Annotated in this window: 28 protein-coding genes, 2 tRNA genes and 1 riboswitch; of the genes, 7 read left to right on the forward strand and 23 right to left on the reverse strand. The window is 38.5% G+C overall.

Annotated features, from left to right (window positions below):
* Window position 1 precedes the first annotated feature (1 nt).
* On the reverse strand, window positions 2–835 hold the full coding sequence (locus ACKXGF_RS09880) for a biotin/lipoate A/B protein ligase family protein (protein WP_411953575.1): 834 nt from the start codon (window positions 833–835) through the stop codon (window positions 2–4).
* A gap of 278 nt (window positions 836–1,113) precedes the next feature.
* On the opposite strand from ACKXGF_RS09880, the gene ACKXGF_RS09885 reads away from it, so the two are divergent.
* The 4 genes from ACKXGF_RS09885 (at window position 1,114) to ACKXGF_RS09900 (ending at window position 3,272) form a co-directional block, all read left to right on the forward strand.
* A tRNA-Gly gene (locus ACKXGF_RS09885) sits at window positions 1,114–1,187 on the forward strand.
* Between the two features lie 13 nt (window positions 1,188–1,200).
* A tRNA-Arg gene (locus ACKXGF_RS09890) sits at window positions 1,201–1,273 on the forward strand.
* Between the two features lie 91 nt (window positions 1,274–1,364).
* Window positions 1,365–2,342: a tyrosine-type recombinase/integrase gene (locus tag ACKXGF_RS09895; protein WP_411953576.1), complete on the forward strand. Its 978-nt coding sequence runs from the start codon at window positions 1,365–1,367 to the stop codon at window positions 2,340–2,342.
* 141 nt (window positions 2,343–2,483) lie between these two features.
* Window positions 2,484–3,272 (forward strand): helix-turn-helix domain-containing protein, encoded by a 789-nt coding sequence (locus tag ACKXGF_RS09900; RefSeq protein ID WP_411953577.1) that lies wholly within the window; start codon window positions 2,484–2,486, stop codon window positions 3,270–3,272.
* Window positions 3,273–3,318: 46 nt separating this feature from the next.
* On the opposite strand, the gene ACKXGF_RS09905 is transcribed toward ACKXGF_RS09900, so the two are convergent.
* The 14 genes from ACKXGF_RS09905 to ACKXGF_RS09970 all read right to left on the reverse strand — a co-directional run bounded on the left by ACKXGF_RS09905 (window position 3,319) and on the right by ACKXGF_RS09970 (window position 12,012).
* Window positions 3,319–3,720 (reverse strand): DUF3888 domain-containing protein, encoded by a 402-nt coding sequence (locus ACKXGF_RS09905; RefSeq protein WP_411953578.1) that lies wholly within the window; start codon window positions 3,718–3,720, stop codon window positions 3,319–3,321.
* Window positions 3,721–3,996: 276 nt separating this feature from the next.
* Complete coding sequence (locus ACKXGF_RS09910; protein WP_411953579.1) at window positions 3,997–4,593, reverse strand: hypothetical protein; 597 nt, start codon at window positions 4,591–4,593, stop codon at window positions 3,997–3,999.
* A 404-nt stretch (window positions 4,594–4,997) separates the two neighbouring features.
* Complete coding sequence (locus ACKXGF_RS09915) at window positions 4,998–6,116, reverse strand: SAP domain-containing protein (RefSeq protein WP_411953580.1); 1,119 nt, start codon at window positions 6,114–6,116, stop codon at window positions 4,998–5,000.
* Between the two features lie 139 nt (window positions 6,117–6,255).
* The gene (locus ACKXGF_RS09920) at window positions 6,256–6,417 is read right to left on the reverse strand and encodes a hypothetical protein (protein WP_411953581.1); all 162 of its coding nucleotides are present in this window, start codon (window positions 6,415–6,417) and stop codon (window positions 6,256–6,258) included.
* A gap of 22 nt (window positions 6,418–6,439) precedes the next feature.
* On the reverse strand, window positions 6,440–7,216 hold the full coding sequence (locus ACKXGF_RS09925; protein WP_411953582.1) for a hypothetical protein: 777 nt from the start codon (window positions 7,214–7,216) through the stop codon (window positions 6,440–6,442).
* Window positions 7,217–7,267: 51 nt separating this feature from the next.
* Window positions 7,268–7,594: a hypothetical protein gene (locus ACKXGF_RS09930; RefSeq protein ID WP_411953583.1), complete on the reverse strand. Its 327-nt coding sequence runs from the start codon at window positions 7,592–7,594 to the stop codon at window positions 7,268–7,270.
* A 1-nt stretch (window position 7,595) separates the two neighbouring features.
* Window positions 7,596–7,787 carry a hypothetical protein gene (locus ACKXGF_RS09935; RefSeq protein ID WP_411953584.1) on the reverse strand — a complete coding sequence of 64 codons (192 nt, stop codon included), beginning with the start codon at window positions 7,785–7,787 and terminating at the stop codon, window positions 7,596–7,598.
* 412 nt (window positions 7,788–8,199) lie between these two features.
* On the reverse strand, window positions 8,200–8,766 hold the full coding sequence (locus ACKXGF_RS09940; protein ID WP_411953585.1) for an HNH endonuclease: 567 nt from the start codon (window positions 8,764–8,766) through the stop codon (window positions 8,200–8,202).
* Window positions 8,759–8,881, reverse strand: coding sequence for a hypothetical protein (locus ACKXGF_RS09945; protein ID WP_411953586.1), 123 nt, complete (start codon window positions 8,879–8,881; stop codon window positions 8,759–8,761). Before ACKXGF_RS09945 ends, ACKXGF_RS09940 begins: the two co-directional genes overlap by 8 nt.
* A 42-nt stretch (window positions 8,882–8,923) precedes the next feature.
* On the reverse strand, window positions 8,924–9,097 hold the full coding sequence (locus ACKXGF_RS09950) for a hypothetical protein (protein ID WP_411953587.1): 174 nt from the start codon (window positions 9,095–9,097) through the stop codon (window positions 8,924–8,926).
* Window positions 9,098–9,185: 88 nt separating this feature from the next.
* On the reverse strand, window positions 9,186–9,488 hold the full coding sequence (locus ACKXGF_RS09955) for a helix-turn-helix domain-containing protein (protein ID WP_411953588.1): 303 nt from the start codon (window positions 9,486–9,488) through the stop codon (window positions 9,186–9,188).
* Between the two features lie 231 nt (window positions 9,489–9,719).
* Window positions 9,720–10,205, reverse strand: a complete 486-nt coding sequence (locus tag ACKXGF_RS09960; RefSeq protein ID WP_411953589.1) for a helix-turn-helix domain-containing protein — start codon at window positions 10,203–10,205, stop codon at window positions 9,720–9,722.
* A 14-nt stretch (window positions 10,206–10,219) separates the two neighbouring features.
* Window positions 10,220–10,405, reverse strand: coding sequence for a hypothetical protein (locus ACKXGF_RS09965; RefSeq protein ID WP_411953590.1), 186 nt, complete (start codon window positions 10,403–10,405; stop codon window positions 10,220–10,222).
* A 1,010-nt stretch (window positions 10,406–11,415) separates the two neighbouring features.
* Window positions 11,416–12,012, reverse strand: a complete 597-nt coding sequence (locus ACKXGF_RS09970; protein ID WP_411953591.1) for a tyrosine-type recombinase/integrase — start codon at window positions 12,010–12,012, stop codon at window positions 11,416–11,418.
* A gap of 923 nt (window positions 12,013–12,935) precedes the next feature.
* A riboswitch (cyclic di-GMP riboswitch) is annotated at window positions 12,936–13,018 on the forward strand.
* A gap of 36 nt (window positions 13,019–13,054) precedes the next feature.
* Here ACKXGF_RS09970 and ACKXGF_RS09975 point away from each other — a divergent pair.
* From ACKXGF_RS09975 to ACKXGF_RS09985, 3 genes are all read left to right on the forward strand, one after another.
* Window positions 13,055–13,417, forward strand: a complete 363-nt coding sequence (locus ACKXGF_RS09975; protein ID WP_411953592.1) for a response regulator — start codon at window positions 13,055–13,057, stop codon at window positions 13,415–13,417.
* Window positions 13,418–13,662: 245 nt separating this feature from the next.
* A complete protein-coding gene (locus tag ACKXGF_RS09980) occupies window positions 13,663–14,340 on the forward strand; it encodes an SHOCT domain-containing protein (RefSeq protein WP_411953593.1) in 678 nt (225 codons plus the stop codon).
* Window positions 14,341–14,430: 90 nt separating this feature from the next.
* The gene (locus ACKXGF_RS09985) at window positions 14,431–15,645 is read left to right on the forward strand and encodes a thermonuclease family protein (RefSeq protein ID WP_411953594.1); all 1,215 of its coding nucleotides are present in this window, start codon (window positions 14,431–14,433) and stop codon (window positions 15,643–15,645) included.
* Window positions 15,646–15,727: 82 nt separating this feature from the next.
* On the opposite strand, the gene ACKXGF_RS09990 is transcribed toward ACKXGF_RS09985, so the two are convergent.
* The 8 genes from ACKXGF_RS09990 to sdhA form a co-directional block, all read right to left on the reverse strand.
* Window positions 15,728–16,330 carry an XTP/dITP diphosphatase gene (locus tag ACKXGF_RS09990; RefSeq protein ID WP_411953595.1) on the reverse strand — a complete coding sequence of 201 codons (603 nt, stop codon included), beginning with the start codon at window positions 16,328–16,330 and terminating at the stop codon, window positions 15,728–15,730.
* A gap of 7 nt (window positions 16,331–16,337) precedes the next feature.
* Window positions 16,338–17,078 carry a ribonuclease PH gene (gene rph / locus ACKXGF_RS09995; protein WP_411953596.1) on the reverse strand — a complete coding sequence of 247 codons (741 nt, stop codon included), beginning with the start codon at window positions 17,076–17,078 and terminating at the stop codon, window positions 16,338–16,340.
* A gap of 168 nt (window positions 17,079–17,246) precedes the next feature.
* On the reverse strand, window positions 17,247–18,050 hold the full coding sequence (racE, locus tag ACKXGF_RS10000; protein ID WP_411953597.1) for a glutamate racemase: 804 nt from the start codon (window positions 18,048–18,050) through the stop codon (window positions 17,247–17,249).
* 2 nt (window positions 18,051–18,052) lie between these two features.
* Window positions 18,053–18,526 carry a MarR family winged helix-turn-helix transcriptional regulator gene (locus tag ACKXGF_RS10005; protein WP_411953598.1) on the reverse strand — a complete coding sequence of 158 codons (474 nt, stop codon included), beginning with the start codon at window positions 18,524–18,526 and terminating at the stop codon, window positions 18,053–18,055.
* Between the two features lie 184 nt (window positions 18,527–18,710).
* Window positions 18,711–18,935 carry a helix-turn-helix domain-containing protein gene (locus tag ACKXGF_RS10010; protein ID WP_167260721.1) on the reverse strand — a complete coding sequence of 75 codons (225 nt, stop codon included), beginning with the start codon at window positions 18,933–18,935 and terminating at the stop codon, window positions 18,711–18,713.
* A 114-nt stretch (window positions 18,936–19,049) separates the two neighbouring features.
* Window positions 19,050–19,511, reverse strand: a complete 462-nt coding sequence (locus ACKXGF_RS10015; RefSeq protein ID WP_411953599.1) for an acyl-CoA thioesterase — start codon at window positions 19,509–19,511, stop codon at window positions 19,050–19,052.
* Between the two features lie 80 nt (window positions 19,512–19,591).
* On the reverse strand, window positions 19,592–20,359 hold the full coding sequence (gene sdhB / locus ACKXGF_RS10020) for a succinate dehydrogenase iron-sulfur subunit (protein ID WP_411953600.1): 768 nt from the start codon (window positions 20,357–20,359) through the stop codon (window positions 19,592–19,594).
* A 19-nt stretch (window positions 20,360–20,378) separates the two neighbouring features.
* Entirely contained in the window at window positions 20,379–22,133 is a 1,755-nt protein-coding gene (gene sdhA / locus ACKXGF_RS10025; RefSeq protein WP_411953601.1) for a succinate dehydrogenase flavoprotein subunit, read from the reverse strand.
* Window positions 22,134–22,135 lie beyond the last annotated feature (2 nt).

Below are 22,135 nucleotides of genomic sequence, written 5' to 3' on the forward strand. Positions count from 1 at the left end.
ATTATGCCTCCTGTCTATTTCGTTTAAAATTCCAGTTATCATTTCCATATTTAAATTTTACTAACTGGTAAACTTCATCCCACTGTTCCTTCGTTAATTCATAAGGTACTAACTTAACATCAAATGCTTCATCAAATCCTTTCTTAAGAGCATTTTTTACATCATCATAAGTAAATTCATCATGATTCACCTGATTGATTGTGGTTGCTTTCTCTTTAAACAACTGGCGTCTATGGTTTTTAAATTCCTCATTCGGAAATCGAAATAAATCAAAAAGCATTGTCGTATCAAGCGTCAATGGAATTGAACCATGCTGCAATAAAACACCATCTTTTCTGATTTGAGCATTTCCTGATAGCTTCTTCTCCTCAGCAAGCAACTCATAATAAGCAGGACGCTCAAAACAAACCTCGCTTCGATTCGAAGCACTTTGATCACTTGGCGTTGCATGCTCTACTTTAATACCTAATTGCTCAAACCCTTTCACTAGACCTTGAGACAAGGTATAATAAGCATCTTTAATAGACGATGAAATCATTTGATGGTCTTCAGGAAGAACGATACTATAAGTCAATTCATCATCATGCAATACAGCACTTCCACCTGTTAATCGTCTTACAAATTGACAATGATAGGCCTCAACTGATTCAAAATCAATGCTTTGTTCAACAGATTGAAATTGACCGACTGACAAACTCGGCTCGGTCCAGCCATAAAAACGCAACGTTGGCAGCATTTTACCTTCTTTTTGCCATTTTAATAAACATTCATCAACAGCCATATTCACATCAGCATCAAGTAATCCATGCTCAACCACAAACCATTCTTCTTCCATTTCATCACCTCAGTATGCATTCATTAAATTGTTAATTAGCTTACGATCGTTCTTCAAATTCATATTAATAGCAATTCATTTCCGTTGTTGGATAGACATATAAATTACTCACAAAAAATTGTAACAATTTAAAATAGTAAAGTAAATATGAGATTCTGCGATTGTTTTAATTAAATTTAGGGTTACAATATTGACAACTACAGCCTTGCTTTATATAATAAAACTTGTCGCAACAAAAATGTTGGTTAATATGATTAAAATAATTTCATATGTGTGATGCGGGTGTAGTTTAATGGTAAAACCTCAGCCTTCCAAGCTGATGTTGTGGGTTCGATTCCCATCACCCGCTCCATTTTTTTGACGTTGTCCCGGTAGCTCAGGGGATAGAGCAACAGCCTTCTAAGCTGTCGGTCGCAGGTTCGATTCCTGCTCGGGACACTCTAAAATCGCATCATGACGCCTCTCATAGCGGAAATTGATCTCGGTCATTGAACCGGTCAAACATTCCGTTATGGGAGGCGTCTTTTGTATGACTAAACGTAAAGGACACCTAGATGTTACCGATAAACTAAACGATATATTTACGCAATCCGAGCCGACTAACGACCGAGAAACGCAAGCATTGACGATTATGCAAGCGCTGGCTCGAGTTAAGCGTCAAATGGAAATTAGCAATTACCGCGAGCGCACGATAGTCGATTATGAGCATTATGTAAGTAAATTCGCGGAATTTGTAGACGTGGACAAGCTGGCCGATCTTAAAAACGACCACATTTACACGTGGTTATCGAGTATGGACGTCAGTAACCAAACGAAATTAACGCGCTTAAAGTGCCTCAAAGCGTTTTTAAACAAGTGCTATCGCAACGGATGGCTAGCGCACAATTTTTGGCACGACATTAACGTCAAAGTGGACACGCCAATTAAGAAAGGCACAGCGGAAAACGATATACACGTCTTGTTGCGTATGCTTGATTTATCAGACTTTGTTCAGTTACGTGACGCAGCTGCCGTTATGGTTATGTACCGTACAGGTATTCGTTTGCGTACGTTATGCCAACTCAAAGAAAGTCACGTTGATTTAACGCACAACCAACTCGAAATTGACGGCGGTTTAATTAAGAACCATGAGCCTATGATGTTACCGTTTGACGACATAACTAATCGCCTACTAGACGCTTTAATCAAGCAAAATGATAAAGTACGTCGCGTGGCGAACGCTGAAAATGACTACTTGTTTATATCTCGGCGTGGGCGCAACTTAGACACAACGCCAACGAATAACACGATCGGCAAACGTTTAGTCAAGTACTCAAACGACTTTGGGCTGGAAAATCTATCGGCGCACGCAATCCGCCGCGCTTTTGCAAAACGATTGATGAGAAAAGGCGCAAGTGTGGACTTAATTAGCAAGGCGTTGGGGCATAAGGATTTAAGCGTGACAACGCGCTATTTACAAATGGATAAAGAAGAAGTGGCAGCCGCTTTGCGCGGTTACTTGGATTAAATTAAACCATAAAAAAGTAGCCAACCGCAAGAAACCACGGCTGACCACTCTCATAAGGTACGTTTATTTTAACGTAGAGAATTAAATTCAGCAAGTGTAACGTTTTTGCGGTTGGTTAAACCGAGAGGAGAAACCAACTGTATGGAAACGACAAAATTATTTGCAAATGAAACAACGTATCAACAATTAAGTACATTCGATACGATCGAAACACTTAATGAAACTGTTAGCGAACACAAAGAAAACCTAACAGGCAACGCTCGCGAATTACTAGACGTCATTAGTCGTTATGCGGCTAAATATCTCGGCGTATGCTATTTGCGTAAAAACCAGCTTGCGTCAATGCTTGGCGTGACTAGGCGAACGATTATTCGTTTATGTAAGCATTTAGAAGAAGCGGACATGATCGAGCAATATGAGTTACACCGACCAACAGGCGACCGTAGACAATCAGCGAACGCAATCGTAATTAAACCAGTTAAAGAAACGGACGAAAACACAGTGTCACACCGTGTTGTCACACCGGAATGTCACACCGAAGAAACTCCTGCAAATACTCCTAGCAATACTCATAATAATCACGTACTAGAAACGGCGCCGCCGCCTGCTAGCGCACTGGCTCGGGCTATCCCTGCGCCAATTTTCAAGGCGTTTAGACCGTTTTTTAACGCCGACGAACTTTACGAAATATACGGCGTCCTTTTACGTGCTAAGGCGCAAATAAACCGCGAAATCCTACTCGAAGATCACGGCGAACGATATGCGGAAGTGTTTCAGAATGTCATACGCAAGTACAAACGTGGTGAAGTGCGAAGTTTAACAGGCATATTGTATGCAAGCTGGCGCGATCTAACGGTAGAAATAGACCGTGAATTGGCGGTCAACGGCGACAAGGTGAGTGGCGTCTATTTCGATTGGCTGGCTGATTAGTAGGCGAAAAAACTGGTCAGGTTGTTAAACTTGCCCAGCTAATCAGCTAGTTAAAATCTACTCTTGGATACGTTTTTAAATGTTCATAACTAATTAACGTACCATCTGTACTTACTACAACAATATCTTCACCATAAGTAATGTGGGCACGATAATAAGGGCTTATTTCCATTTTAATTTCATATGATCCACCAACACCGTGCAACTGCCTAATTTTTAATATTTCTGTATTATATGGAGCCCACATAAGGTTTTTTGGTGCATTTTCATCATCTTTATAAATTTCATGTATTGCTTTATCAATTGGTTCTCGCAAGCTATTTATTAGTGCATATTTAAAGGTTTCACATATTTCAGTATCTGCTTCATTTTTGGTTTGTGATAATAATGGTGGTTCATAGCCTGCTAAAAACATCATGATAATAAGAATAACAATTAGTTTTTTCATGTATTTCACCTCAGTTTAGTGTTTGATCCTAAACTGATAATATTCAATACCTTACACGTTCCTCTGCGTAAAAAAGCTGGACAAGTCGTTAAACTCACCCAGCTTATGTATTCGCTTGCTAAATTACCGCTTTTAGTTGAAGAAAATTGCCATAATCGCAGGTCTTAATCGCTTAATTTAATGAAAAAAGCAGTATTAGAAGAAATATATTGCTTGCGTTGGCAGAAGACCTAAACCTTAATACATTCATTTGATAGAGTTTTAATTGTTATAAATTCACTCATATTTAGGCATGTATAATTCTGAATATTCTCCTGTTCCAGATTCCCAACCATCTTTTACCTTTTGATATAAGGACGATGCTAGACGACTATACATAACTTTTATAACTTCTCTTGCTTCAGGAGTTATGCCTATATCTGGAGTAATATTTGCAGCTTCCAAAGGGATGGGATATCTACCCCAATAAGGAATAGCTTCTTCTATTTTTTTGCATATTTCTAATTCCTCTTCAGAAAAGTTTATCTCACCTATTTCTTTAATGAGGTTAGTGATTTTATGTGTTTTAATTCTTTTAATCTTTCCACTTGTAATTGTTGTAGGGTCATCAAAAACTATTAACCCTTTTAACAAATTCTCTATAGCAAAACCAACCAACAAAAAATATGGTCTTGATATACCTGATACTTCTCTTGAATCAAAGACTTCAATTTCATCAAAATTAGCTTCAAATCTTATTGAACCATCATTTTGTTTCCATAAAACTTCCGCTGACTCCATTAATTCTTCAGCAAACGATAACCATTCACTAGGGGCACCATCAACTATAAACTTTGATAGATTGTTTTTCTCTTCATAACTTAGATCGCACATATAATTTTCCTCCAATAATTTAAATAGTAAGATATTTTTAAGCTTGCTTCTTCTACTAAAGAGGGCGTTAGTTGAAGAACATCATTTAAAATTCATTTTACATAGTTTAGCATAAATTTCCTGCATAAAAAATCGGACAACCACGCAGGCTGCCCGATCAATCAACGCCTATGAAGGAACGTGATTTTGAGTCACGCAATACCTTCCGATCAGTCAATCGGTATGCTGACCGTAAATTTACGACAATATAACGCCATTTACACGTAAACGACTGCTCTTCTTGATTAACAATCATTCTAACTTATGTATACTAAAAAGACAGGGGCTGATTTCTCAAGTTAGTGATACTAAGTACGCCTTTCCTAAGCTAATCGTTTCTCCTTAAGGCGTTCTCGCAACATTAATCAATCTAATTGCTTATCGAAATCTTTCGGATAATATAGATTATAATTCTTTTCAAAGGTTTTTTCGTCTATATTTTTAATAATCTGATTATATGCGTTATACAATACTTCCTTTACATACTGTTCATGCTCATTAAATAATGCAATAATACACTCATAGCACTCTGTTTCTGTTAAGTAGTGAAATTCTAAACCAATAACTGTTTTGTCCCAGGCATTACTAAATTCATTCCGAAAATCATCTTCATTTAATTCTAGTAAATCCTTTAACTTTTTAATTTCTCTTGCAGAGGGTATGTCATACATCATAATTTTTGGATGATGCACTCCACGACCATTGTTTAATCCGCTTGTATCATAAATAAATACTCTAAAGTAGTTAAATAAAGCATGTGAATACCTCTCTTCTTTTCTTAATTGTTTCGCCATATTATGTAGATCATTTCGCATTAATCCATACTTTAACTCTTTTATGTTTTTGGAAAAAGATGCTTGAAATAACGCCCAACTTATATCTCCGTTATTTGGTTTATAGTTCAACCCCTTAACATGTCTAATAGCATTAGCAACGTTATACACACCATCTTTTGAATCATTTCTATGTGCTGGTACAATATAATAATATTCGTTTAAGACATCTTCACCTTTAGTAGATGCTTTTAGTATATTGCTTTCAACTAAATTGCTGATTTCATTTGTTGAAAAATTTTCTTTGACTCTTTCTATTAAATTGTCTTTTTTCCCGGATACTTTTAGCTGTTTTGATTTTAAAACCTCTTTTAATTCAGGAACTTTTAACGTTGAGAGTGATTCTGCAGGGGTGACTTCTTCTACATAACCTTCTCTTATAAGTTTATTTAAAGACCTATTTACCTGTAAGCCATAATTATACTCGAAATAACCTGGCATGTTTGCCTCATATGTTTTACCTGAGATCCATTCTATTAAAATTACTTCGCCTGGTAATAACCCATTAGGTAATTCCTTTTTATAAATTGGATCAATGTCATATGTATCATATCCTTTAATTGATGTTTTGGTTGTTTTCTGTTCACTATGTTTACGCTCTTTGTTAGCAGAACCTTTAAATATTTCTTTTAAACCATTAAATAAGCCCATTTACATTCGTCCTTTCTAGTGAATTTAATTAACTATATTGTAACAATAAAACCCTTCTAATTCTTTATTTTCCAAAAAACTAATTATAGAAGTATGGCGGTGTTGGTAGTATCGCACCTACCAGCGCACCACCGTAGTCCTATTTTGTTGTCGCTGGCATACGGTACTTTACAGATATGCCTTGCCCATTCGTCATAGCGAATGTGTCCGTCACTTCGCCACCTTGCTGTCGTACAGCCTCGATAAAGTCGCACAATTCTTCTGTCGAATAGCAAATGTAACTAAATTCGCTATTAGTCATACAATCGCCCCCCTTAACGTTATTACTGCGCTTTAAAATCGTGATAGCGTTTTTCCGTTCGGTTTTCATTGTGTACGTTCAGCGCGTTGTCGCCTTTAAAATTGCGATCAATTAACGTCAGCCGATCATACGCCTGTGTAACCGAGTTCGATAAAGCATTTACTCCGCGTAAGAATAATGACGCCTCACTCTCGGCTGGCTTGGCACTTTGGTAAACGTTTTTAACTCTCTTTTCGAGTTGATCGTTGCCTTCAACCTCGTTTAGTAGTTGTGGTAATTCGAGCGCCAGCGCTTTCTTTCTATCTTCAGTCATGTGTTCAACGTTATTAGCCAGCTGATCTATCGCGTCATTATTGCCTAACTTCAATTCGTTAGATAGCTGCTTAACTTTCAGCTGCGCTTGTTCGCGTTCGCTATTGCTGATACGCACGTCCTCGTTGGCGACTTCACTCGCAGCTTGATCGCGCAAGTTCGCTAAGAAATCGGCATAGTCTGATTGCGTTTGTTCAACGCTTGCTTTCAGTTCGTTTTTCAGTTCTTCGATAGCGGACGATTTGAAATCTTCGTCTTTAAATCTCGGATCAACCGATTGTTCGATTTTCTGAACGTCTTTCTTAAACTTATTGATTGCTTGCTCAACTTGTTTCTCGTATTGGTCTAACTCAGGCGTTTCAAACTTGATAGCCTGCTGTGTGTCTAGTACAGCTTGTAATTCGCTGCCTGATAACTCATACAGTTGGTTACGTCCATACTTACTACCGTTTACACTTACGTTTTCTAATACTAATACTTTTGTCATATTAAATTTCCCCTTTAATAGTTTAATTCGTTTTGTTCGCTTGCTTGCTTTTTACCTTGTTCGCTTATTTACCGTCTGCACCGTTGGCAAGTCAGCGCCACTTGTCGTTATATTGCCTTGAATAACGTAGTTGTGTACGCTATTAAATTGCTTAATTACGTCACTCGCTAGGTTGTACACACTAAAATCGCTCTTGTTGCTTTCAAATTCCACTTTGAGTGCCGTATCGCCCGTTTCACACAGCACAACAACGGCTTTGACTGACTTGTTATGCCGATCATGACGTTTGACCTCAACGTGTGCGATCACCTTGCCGTCACCTGCTTGTGTGTCGTCCGATACCTCGCCCGCTTTCTCTTCCTTACTAAATGGCCACATGTTAACGTTCCCCCTTCTGTTGCTCAAAGTCGGCTTTGTCCGCAAACCAATGCGCTAAACCTTCTTCTACCAACGTTTGATAGTCCTGCTCGTAGACGTTATACACGGTTATATCGCTGGATTTTTCGAATACCTCTTGATTCTCGTGCTGTCGTTTAATTTTCGGTCGTACCTCTACATTTTGTAATGTCATTATTATTCCCCCTTCTTTTTATCGCACATGGCAGGTTGTACGTTAAAAGCCCCATCTCAACCCCATTTAAAATTGCGTGTAATGAAAAGATTTTCGTCCAAAAAACCCCCATCAGCCCCCGATTTTTTCGACCTTCTATCGCTTTCGAGGGTTATACCCCTGCTTTGCCGTTCAACCTCAAAAAACCCCGGCCTGCCCCACGTTTTTTAATCGTTATATAGTCGTATTTGACTTGGTTCGGCGGTTGCTGTAACGCTTATGGTTAGCCCGCTGTCGTCTTGTTCGGTTTGCTTTACGTTACAACGGTTTAAAACCTTGCGGACGTGCGGCGGGTAAGTCGAATAAACTCGCCATACGCCTTCTGTTACGTCATAGTTATAAATTGTTTCTTGCTCGGCTTTTTCGTAATAACTCATGTTGTTAGTTGCTCACCCGCCTTTTCAGCGCGCCTAAGAAAGTACGCCTTTACGTCTTCATTCAGCTGGCTTAACGTTTGCTCGAATGTTGTGCCTTGCCGTAGTGCCATACGCTCAACAAGGCTTAGGATTTCTTCTGTATTACAGCCACGTTGTATATAGTGCAATAAAACCGGCGTGTCCGACTTTAATCTATTGCACGATAAACAGGCGCATGTGATATTATCAAGCGTGTTACTGCCGCCATATCGCATGGGCGTTATATGATCGAGTGTGCGTTCTTGCTCGGCTAATTCTTGCGCACAATAGGCGCATTGATTGTCGGCAAGCACCCATAGAACATCATAAAGCGTTAGGTTGTCAGTTACGTCTATGCCTTGCTCTTGCTCGACTTTGTTGGCGACTGTCTTACTGTCGCGTAACGCCTTTTTCGCCTTGGCTTGCATTGTCGAGTGATACTCGCGTTTTTGCGCTTTCTCGCAATCGGCGCAATGTGACCGTTCAGCACCGTAAAATGCCGTGATTGGCTTGGCTTGCCCGCAACGGTTGCAAAACTTACTCATGGCGATCACCTGCCATTTTGTCTAAACGTTCAATTAGCCTGCTCGTTTCCGCGTTGATTTGCTCGCTTTTTGCTTTCGCACGTTCTTGTGTTTGTTGCATATGCTTTTTACTCATGTCCTATCCTGTCCTTTCTTGTCCGTTTGTTTTGTTGCTTACTTACTGCCCGAAAAAGCGGTTTTCTAGCGTGTTTATCACACGCTGTATTTCTCGGTTAACGATAAGCCGATCTGTACGCTGTATAATCGCCAGCCCGATCAAGTAAAGCGCTAGTGCTGTGACGTTATTACTGTGCTTACCGTCATTGCCATTGCCTTCGCCTACTCCGTTCATTTCCGTCCACTCCTTTCCGTTTCCTGCTTTAAGTCAGAATATTCAGACTTTTAAAGTTGCCCTTTTTAAAACGCCTGTTTGTAGGCACTTACCGTTTTTTGCCTAGCTTAATTTTATCGAGTTTAGCAGCAGCACGTTCCTTGTCGGTTTCTGCCGATTGCTCGGCGTGATACTGTCGCATTAGCCGATTAACTCGTTGTGTGCTTAAGCCATAATCGTCTTCTAAGATCGCAATATAGTCGTAGCCTAAGCTGTGCTTGCCTTGCTCGATATAATGCAGGTTTACGTCTGACATGCCGATCAGTGCCGCCATTTCCTTTAAAGTTAAGCCTAATGATAACCGGACTTGCTTAACCTGTACGCTCGTCCAAGGTGTGTAGTCCTCTTTCATTTTATCCCCCCTTTTTCTGTTAGTTGTTGCCCACCTATCAAAATGACGTGTGGGGTGTATTGTTATTTTATTTTCAATTTCTTTTGTACGATCAGACTAATTAATTAATAAACGTTGAGCCGTATTTTTATTTCAGTACTTTTATTTCGTATAGTTATATAACCTATCAAAATGAATGACTCACACACGTCAAAATGATTGGTCCACACACGTCAAAATGAATGAAAGACTTTAAAACCATGACGGATCAAAATCGTTTGGATCGTCTTGGTTGTTTTGGTTGCTTGTCTGATTTTCGTTTCTACGTTCCTTTTCTGCTACCTCGTCATCTTTTATCTTTTGTAAACGCTCTTCTGATTTATCTCGTATATCCGGAAATTTTTCATAAAGTTGCTCTAGTGAGTTGACAGGTTTTTTTACATAGTAAACATTATTTCCGTGTTTTGCTGATCGTTCCTTTTCAATAAGATTTAATTTTATTAACGTTCTTATTTGCTGCTCTACTGTAGAGTAACCTAACCCGCTATCACGCTCTAACTGTCGCATAGTAGGAAAAGCGTAACCATATTTCGGATTCCAATAATCGAATAATAATTCGTAAATTAATTTTGTTGCTGGTTTAAAATCTGGGTGTTGGGAGTATATCCTGTTTAGTGCATTCATGCTCGGGATATAGTGTTCTCCTGTTTTAATCTCATATGGATTATTGTGTGTCATAGTGATATTTCTCCTTATAGTTTAATTTTACGTTGCTTTGATATTTCCAATAAGGCTTCATTAAGCGCAGGTGTAACCTTAAAGATGAAAGCTGCTTTACCTTGATATCTGTTTGATGGTTTTACCTCAATAACTGAAAAACCTTGTTGAATTAAATCGTTTGCTATCTTAATACTTAGAATCACTTTTCTTTGACTCATCAAAATCATGTCCTTTCCATCCCTTGTTTTATAAACCTAGGTTGCATGTTAGCCTGATCGGCTAACGAAATGGTTAATTCTAACGCCTACTATCGTTTTATTGGTACGCCAATACTTCTTTACCGCCCATGTCGTCCATGTCGTAATCAACCGATCATTGTCGCTATTACACCGTCCAATATCCGTACACATACGCACACCCTACTTTCTGATACCAATTTTTGCGCCGTTTGTGTAACACGAAAATTAAAATCGGATTAAAAACCGCCTCATTATATAACAGTGCTGTGAGGCGTTTATAAACTAACGAATTTAAAACGATATTAACCCCTCTACCTTTTCATGGTGCTGTGACACCGTTTATAAACAAAAATACGGCATAAAATTTAAAAATCTGTTAACCCTCCCATTATCTAGTACAACTAAAGCGGTCATATACAACCTTATAAACTAAAAAAGTTAAATTTCTATTAACCCCTCTATTACCTAGTATAGCTGTGCGCCCTTTATGTAACCTTTAACGCCAAATTCTACGCTGTAAAATCGCAAAAATTAGCGATCAGGGCGTCTATATGCCGTTCAATCGGCGTTTATCAAACTTATGTAAAGCGATATTACTTGACGGTTATTTCACGTTGGTTGACATATATGGCTGTATGCAGGGCGTTGAATGGCGTTATAGGGCTATATGTGGACGGCGTTGTGCGGTGTGTGTTGGCGATATATGGCGCTGTGCTGGCAGGCTAACTGTTCACGGCGACTTTAACGCTGTAAATCAAGGGGGCTAACGTTAACCAAAGCCACACAATCGACTGTGAGCGATATTTAACGGCATACGAATAAATAATAGTCATGAACGTACACAAAACGACTGTGAGCCGACTGTAGCGTTTTCTGTGCGGTGTTTGGCGGACTGACGGTTGGCTGGCGGCGGTCTGTGGCGTTGGCTGGCGACTGTGATCGCAAAAAAAAAGAACGATAGCGATTAGCTACCGTCCTTGTGTGCGCTATTAAATCCGAAAATCTTTTAAGCTATTTTCTATATCTTCCTCGCGAATACCGATATACCGTTTTGTAGTTTGCTGATCGTTATGATTAAAGATTTCCATTAACGTTGCAACGTCTTTTGTACGGTGATAATAGTGATAACCAAACGTTTTCCGTAACGTGTGCGTACCAATGTCGTCACGTCCGATTGACTTGGCTGCGTTTGTTAATATGCGATAAGCCTGCGTTGTAGAAATGTGACTGTCGCCCTTCCTTGACGGAAATAAGTAACCTTCACTCGGCTTGTCGGCTAAATAATCGGCTATGTCGGGCATGATCGCGTTTAGATAGACTGTGCGTTTCTTGGACGTTTTGCCTTCTTTCATAACGATACTTGACTGTCCTTTAACGTCCTCAATTCGTAATTTAACAATGTCGCCTATGCGTAGCCCTGTATTAACGCCAATCGTGAACAGTAGCAAGTTACGGTCTGACTGATCTTGTTGACCGGGCTTTTTGCCCTCGACTTTCAACGCCTCTTTAAACTCGGCTATTTCCTTTTCATCACGTAATGGTTGTACGTTAACTGTCGTGTCTTTCTTAGCCGTTTGGTTCGCCATTTTTATCGCCCTTTCCTTCAATAATCGTATGTAATGTTTTTAGTATATATAAATAATACCATGCGTTCGATAAAAGGTCAACAAGTTTATGCCGTTTTGTGCGACAATCGTATGTAAGGAAATGGGGAAAAGAATACGTTCGAGTAAAGCCGACTAACCACGATCAGTATTACGTTAGTATCGTACGACCTTGCCGTATGCTTGCCTTTGGTTGGTCGTCTTGTCGTGTTTAGTTGACGTTGACAGCCCCCGCGGGCGTTGCGATATTTCGCGCGCTGTCGGGCGCTCAACAATTTCTTACAAATTTTCAAAGGTCGAGGGTTTGACGGCTACCAAACGGTCAAAAATTGTAACATAATCGTAATATTTATCGTTCAAAACCGTCACATCAACGCTCATAACCATTGACTCATAAGCAGTGTCAGGCGTTATTATGATACGGTGGTAACCGTTGGCGCAGGACTAGTCGGTTTTAGCGGATCGACAAGGTGGCGAGAGAAAAAAGTTATTTTAGACGAATGGCAAAGGCGTACGATAATGCGGTTTTATAAGGTGTTGGCGCGCCTCGCACTTATCAAACGCTTTTAAACCGTTGGCTTTGTAGTTGGCGTAGGGCAATGGCTGCCCTGCGTCATTTTTGTACTTATTCTAGCTTGACTGATCGCGTTATTTTAAGTAAAATATTTCTTAACTGGTCAAAACCGAAAATTGACCGTTTCATTGAACGTAATCAAACACCGCTATAATAGTGCGTGATGCTAATAACGGAAGCTGTCGGTCGCAGGTTCGATTCCTGCTCGGGACACTCTAAACGAAAAAGCTCAACTCTTTTAATTTAAAAGAGTTGAGCTTTTTTAAATTGTTCAACCTCTCTCGATAAACTTTTGTCGAAATGTGTAACATTTTGTTTAAATATGGTAGTATTCTAATTATGGCAAACTTTACGAAAGTAAAAGACGCAAAGCCACGGATCTAAGGCATAAGCTACGATGGCCGGGCTGCCTTTCCTAAATTGCCAATGATGCTAAAGGAGAGATTAAAAATGAATACCGTCTTAATAGCAGATGATTCAAAGTTTATGAGAAGATGGATTGCTTCAATTTTAAATCAATCAAACCAATATAAAGTCATTACAGAAGCTTCATGTGGAGCCAGAGCTTTAAATCAATATCTACAATACTTACCTGATTTCGTTATATTAGATCTTGTTATGGATGACCTCAATGGCCTTGATGTCCTTAAAGAAATATTACAAGAGGATCCGAAAGCAAATGTTATTATTTGTAGTTCTATGGGACAAGACGATGATATGAATCATGCTTTAAATTTTGGTGCAAAGGATTATATTATAAAACCAAATTTTGATTCTTTGATTCCTACTCTTAGCAGCCTACCCGTTTACTAACACACTCTATTTAAGTTCATATTTAATTCACTTTTCGTTTTCTTTTTCTACTAACTATGCTATATTGAAGGCAATAAATTCATTATCTTAATAAATGGCAGTAGTTTTAAAATTAGTTCAAGAAAATTATTTATTACATAAACTTTGACCAATCTATAGAAAAGAATACGCCTAAGAATAAGTAAGACACACTAACGTTACATTCAGTGTGTCTTTTTATTTATAAGGATTAGGGGGCTATTATTATGATGACTAAATCAAAAGCAGTATTTAATAAAGCAAAGCAGCGATGGAAAAAAGCTAAAGAAGAAACTGACTACAAAGAAGAACAGAGACGTCAATCTAAGAAAGAAAAAATGAAAAATTATCAGTTTTGGTTTAATGATAAACCTAGTTTTGCTGAGAAAATGACCTACATAAACCATCAACTAACGTTTGTATATGCTGAAGATAACTTAACAGAATACGGTAAACCTCTTTATACCATTGATTGCAAATATGAAAATCAAAAAGTTAAGGGTATTTTAATAGCTTTTGAAAACTATCTAGTCTTTGCATGCGCAACTAATAATCTAATAAGATATTTCGAATATACTCAAATTAAACATTTCGACACTTTATCTCCTAATAAGAATAGAATCGAACTCAGCTTTAAATATAAGGAAACCAGGCATTTATTTAAAGGGTTTATAAAGGGTGAACAAACAGATAAGATGATAAGCACCTTAAGAGGAAAGATTGATCTAAAGCCTAACAACAAACCTAAAGAACAAAACAATACCACAACTGAATCGAATTTAAAAATTAACATTGAAAATTATGATAACAAATTAGATCAATTAGAAAAATTAGGTGAATTAAGGGACAACGGTATCCTTACTGATGAGGAATTCCAAAAAGAGAAACAGAAATTACTAAATTAATAAGGAGTATTAAGAATGGAATTTATAGCACTTATATTCTTCACTTTATTTATAGGGTCTCTTGTCGCCCTTTTCAGGGGACATTTAAACTTGTTTAAAATCATACCTATAGCTAATCGTAAATCTGCAACTATATTAACATTAACGTTCTTCATTTTATTTGTTTTAGCCGTACCAAATGTCGAGGATGAATCTAGTACTTTAGCTAATAATCAATCAAACGGTAATGAAGAAGAAAATATACAAAATGAAGAAACTGATGATGAGGAAAATTCAGATACAGAAGAAGACAACGAAAACCAAAATGATGAAAATACTAATAAAGATACCCAAAACCAAACCGATGATGACAATCCTGAAAAAGAAAGTGAACAATCTTTAGAAGATGATGAACCCGAGAAAGATGAACAGAATAATAACAACGATCAACAAGCCGATCATGACGAGCAAGATCAGAGTGACAACAAGCAAAATAATGATAAAGAAAGCCAAAACGACAATTCAACAACTGATTCCAGCAATAATGCTCAAGAAGAAAATGATAGTAGCTCATCTGAGGAATCATCACAATCAAACTCGGATCGTGAGACAAATTCATCAAATGACGATGACCAATCAGATCAAACCAATAATCCCAACATGGAGACAGCAACTGTCACACGTGTTGTTGATGGCGATACAATTGAAATAGAGTTAAATGGCAAGACTGAAGATGTCAGACTATTACTAGTCGACACACCTGAAACTAAACATCCATCAAAACCTGTTCAACCCTATGGCCCTGAAGCATCTGAATTTGCAAGAAATCAACTTTCAGGTAAACAAGTTCAAGTAGAATTTGATGGTCCAAAACGTGATCATTACGATCGATTATTAGCTTATCTTTGGGTAGATGGTAAGAATTTTAATCAAATGTTATTACAAAGAGGACTTGCTCGCTTGGCATATGTCTATGACCCTCCATATACACATATGAGTGCGTTTGAACAAGCCGAATCTAATGCCAGAAATGCAGGTCGAGGTATTTGGAGTATAAATAATTACGTTCAATCTGATGGTTTTAATCATGATGAGCAGACTAATGAGAATGAACAACAAGATGATAGCTCTGAAGGTGATACCTCAAACAGTGATAGTTCTGGTTATACTGGCCCTTATGACCCGAATGGTGAAGACAAAAACTGTGGAGACTTCGATACGCATGATAATGCCCAGGCGTTTTTTGAAGCTGCAGGAGGTCCTGACTCCGATCCACATGGGTTAGATCGTGACGGAAATGGTGCAGCTTGTGAAAGTTTACCTTAGGTTTTAAATCATGACCATATCCCTGAACGATAAATGACTCACAACTTAATCGTCATTCACATAAAAAACCGTTTTGGACAATTTAGTCCAAAACGGTTTTTAATTGATCTAACATCTGATCAAGTGCATGATGTCGATGGCTTATTTGATTTTTCACCTCTGGTCCAAGCTCTGCTAGGGTTTGGTCGTACCCATTAGGTTTAAAAATCGGATCATAACCAAATCCATGCTGACCACGTCGTTCATCTATTATGACCCCGTGACATCGACCTTCAGTAGTTATTGTTTCTTGGCCAGGTTCTGCATAAGCTATGACACTTACGAATGATGCTTCACGTGTATCGTTTGTAGTCTCATTCAAACGCGTTAGGACCTTATCAATATTAGCTTCATTATTCTTTGCTTCCCCAGCATAACGAGCAGAATATACGCCTGGCTCCCCGTTTAATGCTTTCACTTCTAACCCTGAGTCATCAGCTAAAACAGGTACTTGATGGCGTTCAGCATAAGTCTTAGCTTTCAATACTGCGTTTTCCTCAAATGTCGTACCTGTCTCTTCGACATCATCCATCTCAGGAACTTCATCTTTTAAGCTTTTAACTTTCAAATTTAATTCTGCAAACATCTCATTAAATTCATTAATTTTACCTTCGTTTGTTGTTGCAACATAAATAGTTCGAGTCATCTTAACCCTACCCTTTAATTAAATTAGCGTCATCACCTAAGGCGTTTCGTTGTAATTCAAAGAGTGAAGTAATGCCGTCTGTTCCAAGTTTTAACATGTCATTTAACTGGTCGTGTGAGAATGTTGCTTCTTCCCCTGTTCCTTGGATTTCAACAAATTTTCCTTCGTCAGTCATGACCATATTTAAATCAACATCAGCTTGGGAATCTTCTTCGTAACATAAATCTAATAGAACTTGATCTTCATTATCAATACCAACTGATGTGGCTGCAAGCATGTTGGTAATAGGCATCTCATCAATTAAATTCTCATCAATTAAACGAGCACAGGCCATTGTGGTTGCGACGAATGCTCCTGTGATGGCTGCGGTACGTGTGCCACCATCTGCTTGAATGACATCACAATCAACCCAAATGGTACGTTCACCTAATTTTTCTAAGTTAATCACTGCTCTTAGCGCACGACCGATTAATCGTTGAATTTCCATTGTGCGACCTGCTACTTTACCTTTTGAAGATTCACGAATGTTACGTTGAGCTGTCGCGCGCGGTAACATAGCATATTCAGCTGTGATCCACCCTTTTCCTTCACCTTTTAAAAATGGCGGGACTTTCTTCTCGACACTTGCATTACAAATCACTTTCGTATCGCCAACAGTAATTAATACTGAACCTTCTGGATGCTTCGTGAAATTGGTCTCGATCGTTGTCTCTCGTAGTTGATCTAATTGACGTCCGTCTTCTCGCATGATTGTCCTCCTTAACATTTATTACTGAATGGCAAAACAAGTAATACCATACATCAAGTTTAAGTATATTCCTTACCCAAAATTATTTTACCGTTAATTGCATCATCTTACAACGAAAACTAGACATTCACAAAAATAAGGCCATACGAATCATTCGTATGTGCCTCATCATAAACTCACTCGATACACTTGACTATTATTAAAATGGAATAATTCATCCTTAATGCGTTTTAACACCGACAAGTGACCAGTCGTTAAAATCATTGGAATTTGTTCTTCACCTTCCATATCAGCATTTAACAACTCATAGAATGCTAGACTCGCACTAACTTCAGCGCCAGTTTCTAAAGCAGATGATAGCACCGTTATGTGATTATTTAAGACGGTCTCGATCAACGGTTGAAGCATCGGATAATGGGTACATCCTAATATTAAGGTGTCAATCGTTGAATCATTTAAAATTGGAGCTAAGCTTTCCTCAACGACTGCATAAGCTTCATCACTTCTTAAATCACCCGATTCAATTAAAGGGACAAAAAGTGGACACGCCACGCCTAATGTTTGAATAGAAGGATTAATAGTCAATAGTGCATGGTCATATGCCTGACTTGAAATGGTATTTTCCGTCCCAATAATAGCTACACGCTCTGTTTCTGTCGATTTAATCGCAGCACGAGCACCTGGTTCGATCACACCAATGACTGGAATGGGTAATTGTTCTTTCAGTTCATCAAGTACAATGGCAGTCGCGGTATTACAAGCAACGACTAACATTTTAATATCATATGTTAATAAATAGTTGACCATTTCCCAAGTGAAATGGCGTACTTCTTCTTCTGATTTAGATCCATAGGGGCATCTCAATGTGTCACCTAGATAGATGAACCGTTCTTTAGGTAATTGTCTGTTCAGTTCATACAAAACAGTCAATCCCCCAATGCCCGAATCAATGACAGCAATTGGTCTATTCACGCTTACGACTCCTTGTCTTCTTTCTGATTTTCTTCTTGTTGTTTCATTTCCTCAAACAATTGAGTCATCGAACGACGTAGTGTTTCCACTTCTTCAAGGGAGTAACTGTTTAACACATCTTTTAAATATTCTTGTCGCTTATCAATAACTTCATCAATAATGTCTTTTCCTTTACTTAGTAAATGAATTCGCACAACACGTCGATCTTTGGGGTCACGAATTCTTTCGATAAGTTCGTTTTTCTCCATTCGGTCGACCAAGTCCGTTGTTGTACTAAATGCTAAATACATTTTTTTCGATAGTTCGCCTATTGTCAGGTCACCAGAATCTAAAAGCCACTGTAAGGCAATAAATTGAGGAGGTGTGATTGGATAATGATTTAAAATTTCACGTCCTCGTTGTTTAACCATATTAGATATGTAACGAACGTCTTTTTCGAGTTCTGCAATCACTTTCGAATCATTCGTTGAATGCAATGGATTTCCTCCTTAAAAATTTAAATATAAGCTTCATCAATCATTTCTATTAATAAACTATTTAATCTTCTCATCATAGTATAACAAAAAATCTGCTTTCAATGGTGCTAAAAGTCTAGAAGTGTTTTTTTACCAACACAAATCAACTTATAGATAAAAAACCGGCTAATAAATAGCCGGCCAATTACAACTGTATTTCACCAAGCCGAATTAACTCAACAACAGCTTGGGAACGCCCCTTCACTTGTAATTTTTGAATGGTATTGGAAATATGATTTCTGACTGTTTTTTCAGAAATAAACAATTCATTTGCAATGTCCCTTGTCGTTTTGTCTTCTACAAGTAATTCGAACACTTCTCTTTCTCGTTTTGTTAATAAATTACTAGGTTGATATGGTCTAGTGTCCAAGTGGTAACCCCTCCTCCATACAGAAGTGAGCTACTTCTAGCATGAGGAAATGTTTAGTCACCATAGTTTATGACAGATTAAAGCGACGCGTTCGCAACATTTGTCTTGGTTTTATTAATTTGTTACTTGATCAGCATTTTGTAAGCGTTCTAATTGATCCTCCGAAAAAGGTTCTGGCTTTTGTTTCTCTGCATGAATTTGTACAACACGTCCTCGACCTGCTAAACAGATATCACCTTTTTCATTGATCCCCATATAATGAATATCAATTGACGTGTTACCAATATGTGCTGTTTTAACAAAAACTTTAATTTGTTCTCCGAAGTAAATCTGGCTAAGATAATCGCACTGAAGATCACTTACGACAGGTATTTTTGTCGTATTTTCGTCTAAACTGCCAAACAGTCCGATTTTATTCATATACTCAATACGAGCTTGTTCAAAATATATAAAAGGAGACACATTATTGACATGCCCAAACATATCAGTTTCTGAAAAACGAATATCAATTGGTATGTAAAAAGAAAAGCTTTCTTTCCATTGTTGAAAATCTTCAATATATCCTGGTGTTTTCATAATAACCTCCATATTTACTTTAAAATTCTGACAATATAGGTTTTAAAAAAGGGCTGACTTAGTCAGCCCTTTATGAAGTCTTAGACGTGATGGTCACTACCAAAGAAGCTCTTGAATGAGTGTAATGTAGCTTCACGGTTTAATGCAGCAATTGAAGTTGTCAAAGGAATACCTTTTGGACAAGCTTCCACACAGTTTTGTGCATTACCACACGCTTGTAAGCCACCTTCATCTAAAACTGCTTCCATCCGTTCAGCTTTATGATACTCACCTGTTGGATGTGTATTAAACAAACGAACCTGTGAGAGTGCTGCAGGTCCAATGAAGTCTGAGTTATCATTCACATTTGGACAAGCTTCTAAACAAACACCACATGTCATACATTTTGATAGTTCGTAAGCCCATTGACGTTTACTTTCAGGCATCCGTTGACCTTCTCCAAGATCGTAAGTACCATCAATTGGAACCCATGCTTTCACTTGTTTAAGTGAATCGAACATTTGGCTACGGTCTACTGCTAAGTCACGCATAACCGGGAATGTTCTCATTGGCTCTAAACGAACAGGTAGTTCTAGTTGATCAATTAATGCAGTACAAGACTGCATGGCTTTTCCATTAATGACCATAGAACAAGCGCCACATACCTCTTCTAAACAACCCATATCCCAATAAACTGGAGTTGTTTCTTCTCCTTTAGCATTTACTGGGTTACGGCGGATTTCCATAAGTGCGGAAATGACGTTCATATTTTCACGATAAGGAATTTCAAATTCCTCTTCATATGGTTGTGCTTCAGGTTCATCCTGACGTTGAATGATCATCTTAATCATTTTTTGATCTTCCGCCATATATTTTACCCCCTTAAGCTTATTTTGATTTTGAATAGTCACGTTTACGAGGTGGAATTAGTGACGTATCCACATCTACGTAATCAAAATCTGGTCCATTCTTATCTTGATTAAATGTTGCTTTCGTTGTTACTAGCCACTCTTCGTCATTACGATCCGGATATTCTGGTTTGTAATGAGCTCCGCGACTTTCATTTCGGTTATAAGCACCTTGTGTAATCACACGCGCTAAGTTCAACATTCCTTCTAATTGGCGCACAAACATAGCCGTTTGATTAGCCCATCTAGACGTATCATGAATGTTAATATCTTTCGCGCGTTCCATTAGCTCGCTAATCTTCTCATCAGTTTTCAGCAAGCTTTCATTCTCACGAACAACCGTTACATTATCCGTCATCCACTCACCTAATTCACGGTGAATCTGATAAGCATTTTCAGAACCAGATGTCATACCTAAAATACGCTCAAAGTTCTCTTCTTCTGCTTTGATTTTCTCATCAAACAGTTCTTGAGATTTATCTTCAGCTAATTCATCTAAACCATCAATATACTTCACTGCATTAGGTCCTGCAACCATACCACCATGGATGCAAGATAACAGTGAGTTGGCACCCAGACGGTTACCACCGTGAATCGTATAATCACATTCACCAGCTGCAAACAGACCTGGGATGTTCGTCATTTGATCATAATCGACCCATAAACCACCCATTGAATAGTGAACAGCCGGGAATATTTTCATTGGTACTTTTCGAGGATCATCACCTACGAATTTCTCGTAAATTTCCATGATACCGCCGAGCTTAACGTCTAATTCTTCTGGATCTTTATGTGATAAATCTAAGTAAACCATGTTCTCGCCGTTAATACCAAGTTTTTGGTTTACACATACGTCGAAAATTTCACGTGTTGCGATATCACGTGGAACCAGGTTACCATAAGCAGGATATTTCTCCTCTAAGAAATACCATGGTTTACCATCTTTATACGTCCAAACACGGCCACCTTCACCACGTGCTGATTCTGACATCAGACGTAATTTATCATCACCCGGAATTGCTGTTGGGTGGATTTGAATAAATTCACCGTTAGCATAAACAGCTCCTTGGCGATATAAGTTAGCCGCAGCTGAACCCGTATTAATAACTGAGTTCGTTGATTTACCAAAGATAATACCAGGACCACCAGTTGCCATAATGGTAGCATCTGCTTTAAATGCACGAATTTCATGTGATTGGATGTTTTGTGAAATGACACCACGAGCCACACCATCTTCATCAATAATGGCTTCCAAAAAGTCCCAGCCTTCATATTTTGTAACTAATCCATTAGCTTCATGACGACGAACTTGTTCATCAAGTGCGTATAATAATTGTTGCCCTGTTGTTGCCCCAGCAAATGCAGTACGGTGATGTTGCGTACCACCGAAACGACGGAAATCCAATAAACCTTCGGGTGTACGATTAAACATAACACCCATACGGTCTAACATATGAATAATGCTTGGAGCCGCCTCACACATATCTCGCACAGGTGGTTGGTTTGCTAAGAAGTCACCACCATAAACTGTGTCATCAAAGTGTTCCCAAGGTGAGTCACCCTCACCTTTCGTATTAACAGCACCGTTAATACCACCTTGCGCACAAACTGAGTGGGAGCGTTTAACAGGAACAAGTGAAATCAAATCGACGTGAACGCCTGCTTCAGCTGCTTTAATGGTAGCCATTAGCCCAGCTAAACCGCCGCCAACTACTACGATATTTTTATTACTCATAT

Source organism: Alkalibacillus sp. S2W (assembly GCF_046764385.1).
GTDB classification, from domain to species: Bacteria; Bacillota; Bacilli; order Bacillales; family Alkalibacillaceae; genus Alkalibacillus; species Alkalibacillus almallahensis.

Bases quoted from the DNA above. Each gene is read 5' to 3' on its own strand.
- sdhB (WP_411953600.1), bottom strand. From the start codon at position 20,359: ATGGCGGAAGATCAAAAAATGATTAAGATGATCATTCAACGTCAGGAT.
- rph (WP_411953596.1), bottom strand. From the start codon at position 17,078: ATGCGAGAAGACGGACGTCAATTAGATCAACTACGAGAGACAACGATC.
- ACKXGF_RS09925 (WP_411953582.1), bottom strand. From the start codon at position 7,216: ATGACAAAAGTATTAGTATTAGAAAACGTAAGTGTAAACGGTAGTAAG.
- ACKXGF_RS09990 (WP_411953595.1), bottom strand. From the start codon at position 16,330: ATGACTCGAACTATTTATGTTGCAACAACAAACGAAGGTAAAATTAAT.
- ACKXGF_RS09880 (WP_411953575.1), bottom strand. From the start codon at position 835: ATGGAAGAAGAATGGTTTGTGGTTGAGCATGGATTACTTGATGCTGAT.
- ACKXGF_RS09905 (WP_411953578.1), bottom strand. From the start codon at position 3,720: ATGAAAAAACTAATTGTTATTCTTATTATCATGATGTTTTTAGCAGGC.
- ACKXGF_RS09935 (WP_411953584.1), bottom strand. From the start codon at position 7,787: ATGACATTACAAAATGTAGAGGTACGACCGAAAATTAAACGACAGCAC.
- ACKXGF_RS09920 (WP_411953581.1), bottom strand. From the start codon at position 6,417: ATGACTAATAGCGAATTTAGTTACATTTGCTATTCGACAGAAGAATTG.
- ACKXGF_RS09965 (WP_411953590.1), bottom strand. From the start codon at position 10,405: ATGAGTCAAAGAAAAGTGATTCTAAGTATTAAGATAGCAAACGATTTA.
- ACKXGF_RS09910 (WP_411953579.1), bottom strand. From the start codon at position 4,593: ATGTGCGATCTAAGTTATGAAGAGAAAAACAATCTATCAAAGTTTATA.
- ACKXGF_RS09895 (WP_411953576.1), top strand. From the start codon at position 1,365: ATGACTAAACGTAAAGGACACCTAGATGTTACCGATAAACTAAACGAT.
- sdhA (WP_411953601.1), bottom strand. From the start codon at position 22,133: ATGAGTAATAAAAATATCGTAGTAGTTGGCGGCGGTTTAGCTGGGCTA.
- ACKXGF_RS09975 (WP_411953592.1), top strand. From the start codon at position 13,055: ATGAATACCGTCTTAATAGCAGATGATTCAAAGTTTATGAGAAGATGG.
- ACKXGF_RS10015 (WP_411953599.1), bottom strand. From the start codon at position 19,511: ATGAAAACACCAGGATATATTGAAGATTTTCAACAATGGAAAGAAAGC.
- ACKXGF_RS09940 (WP_411953585.1), bottom strand. From the start codon at position 8,766: ATGAGTAAGTTTTGCAACCGTTGCGGGCAAGCCAAGCCAATCACGGCA.
- ACKXGF_RS09980 (WP_411953593.1), top strand. From the start codon at position 13,663: ATGATGACTAAATCAAAAGCAGTATTTAATAAAGCAAAGCAGCGATGG.
- ACKXGF_RS09930 (WP_411953583.1), bottom strand. From the start codon at position 7,594: ATGTGGCCATTTAGTAAGGAAGAGAAAGCGGGCGAGGTATCGGACGAC.
- ACKXGF_RS09970 (WP_411953591.1), bottom strand. From the start codon at position 12,012: ATGGCGAACCAAACGGCTAAGAAAGACACGACAGTTAACGTACAACCA.
- ACKXGF_RS09915 (WP_411953580.1), bottom strand. From the start codon at position 6,116: ATGGGCTTATTTAATGGTTTAAAAGAAATATTTAAAGGTTCTGCTAAC.
- ACKXGF_RS09950 (WP_411953587.1), bottom strand. From the start codon at position 9,097: ATGAACGGAGTAGGCGAAGGCAATGGCAATGACGGTAAGCACAGTAAT.
- ACKXGF_RS09960 (WP_411953589.1), bottom strand. From the start codon at position 10,205: ATGACACACAATAATCCATATGAGATTAAAACAGGAGAACACTATATC.
- ACKXGF_RS09900 (WP_411953577.1), top strand. From the start codon at position 2,484: ATGGAAACGACAAAATTATTTGCAAATGAAACAACGTATCAACAATTA.
- ACKXGF_RS09955 (WP_411953588.1), bottom strand. From the start codon at position 9,488: ATGAAAGAGGACTACACACCTTGGACGAGCGTACAGGTTAAGCAAGTC.
- ACKXGF_RS09945 (WP_411953586.1), bottom strand. From the start codon at position 8,881: ATGAGTAAAAAGCATATGCAACAAACACAAGAACGTGCGAAAGCAAAA.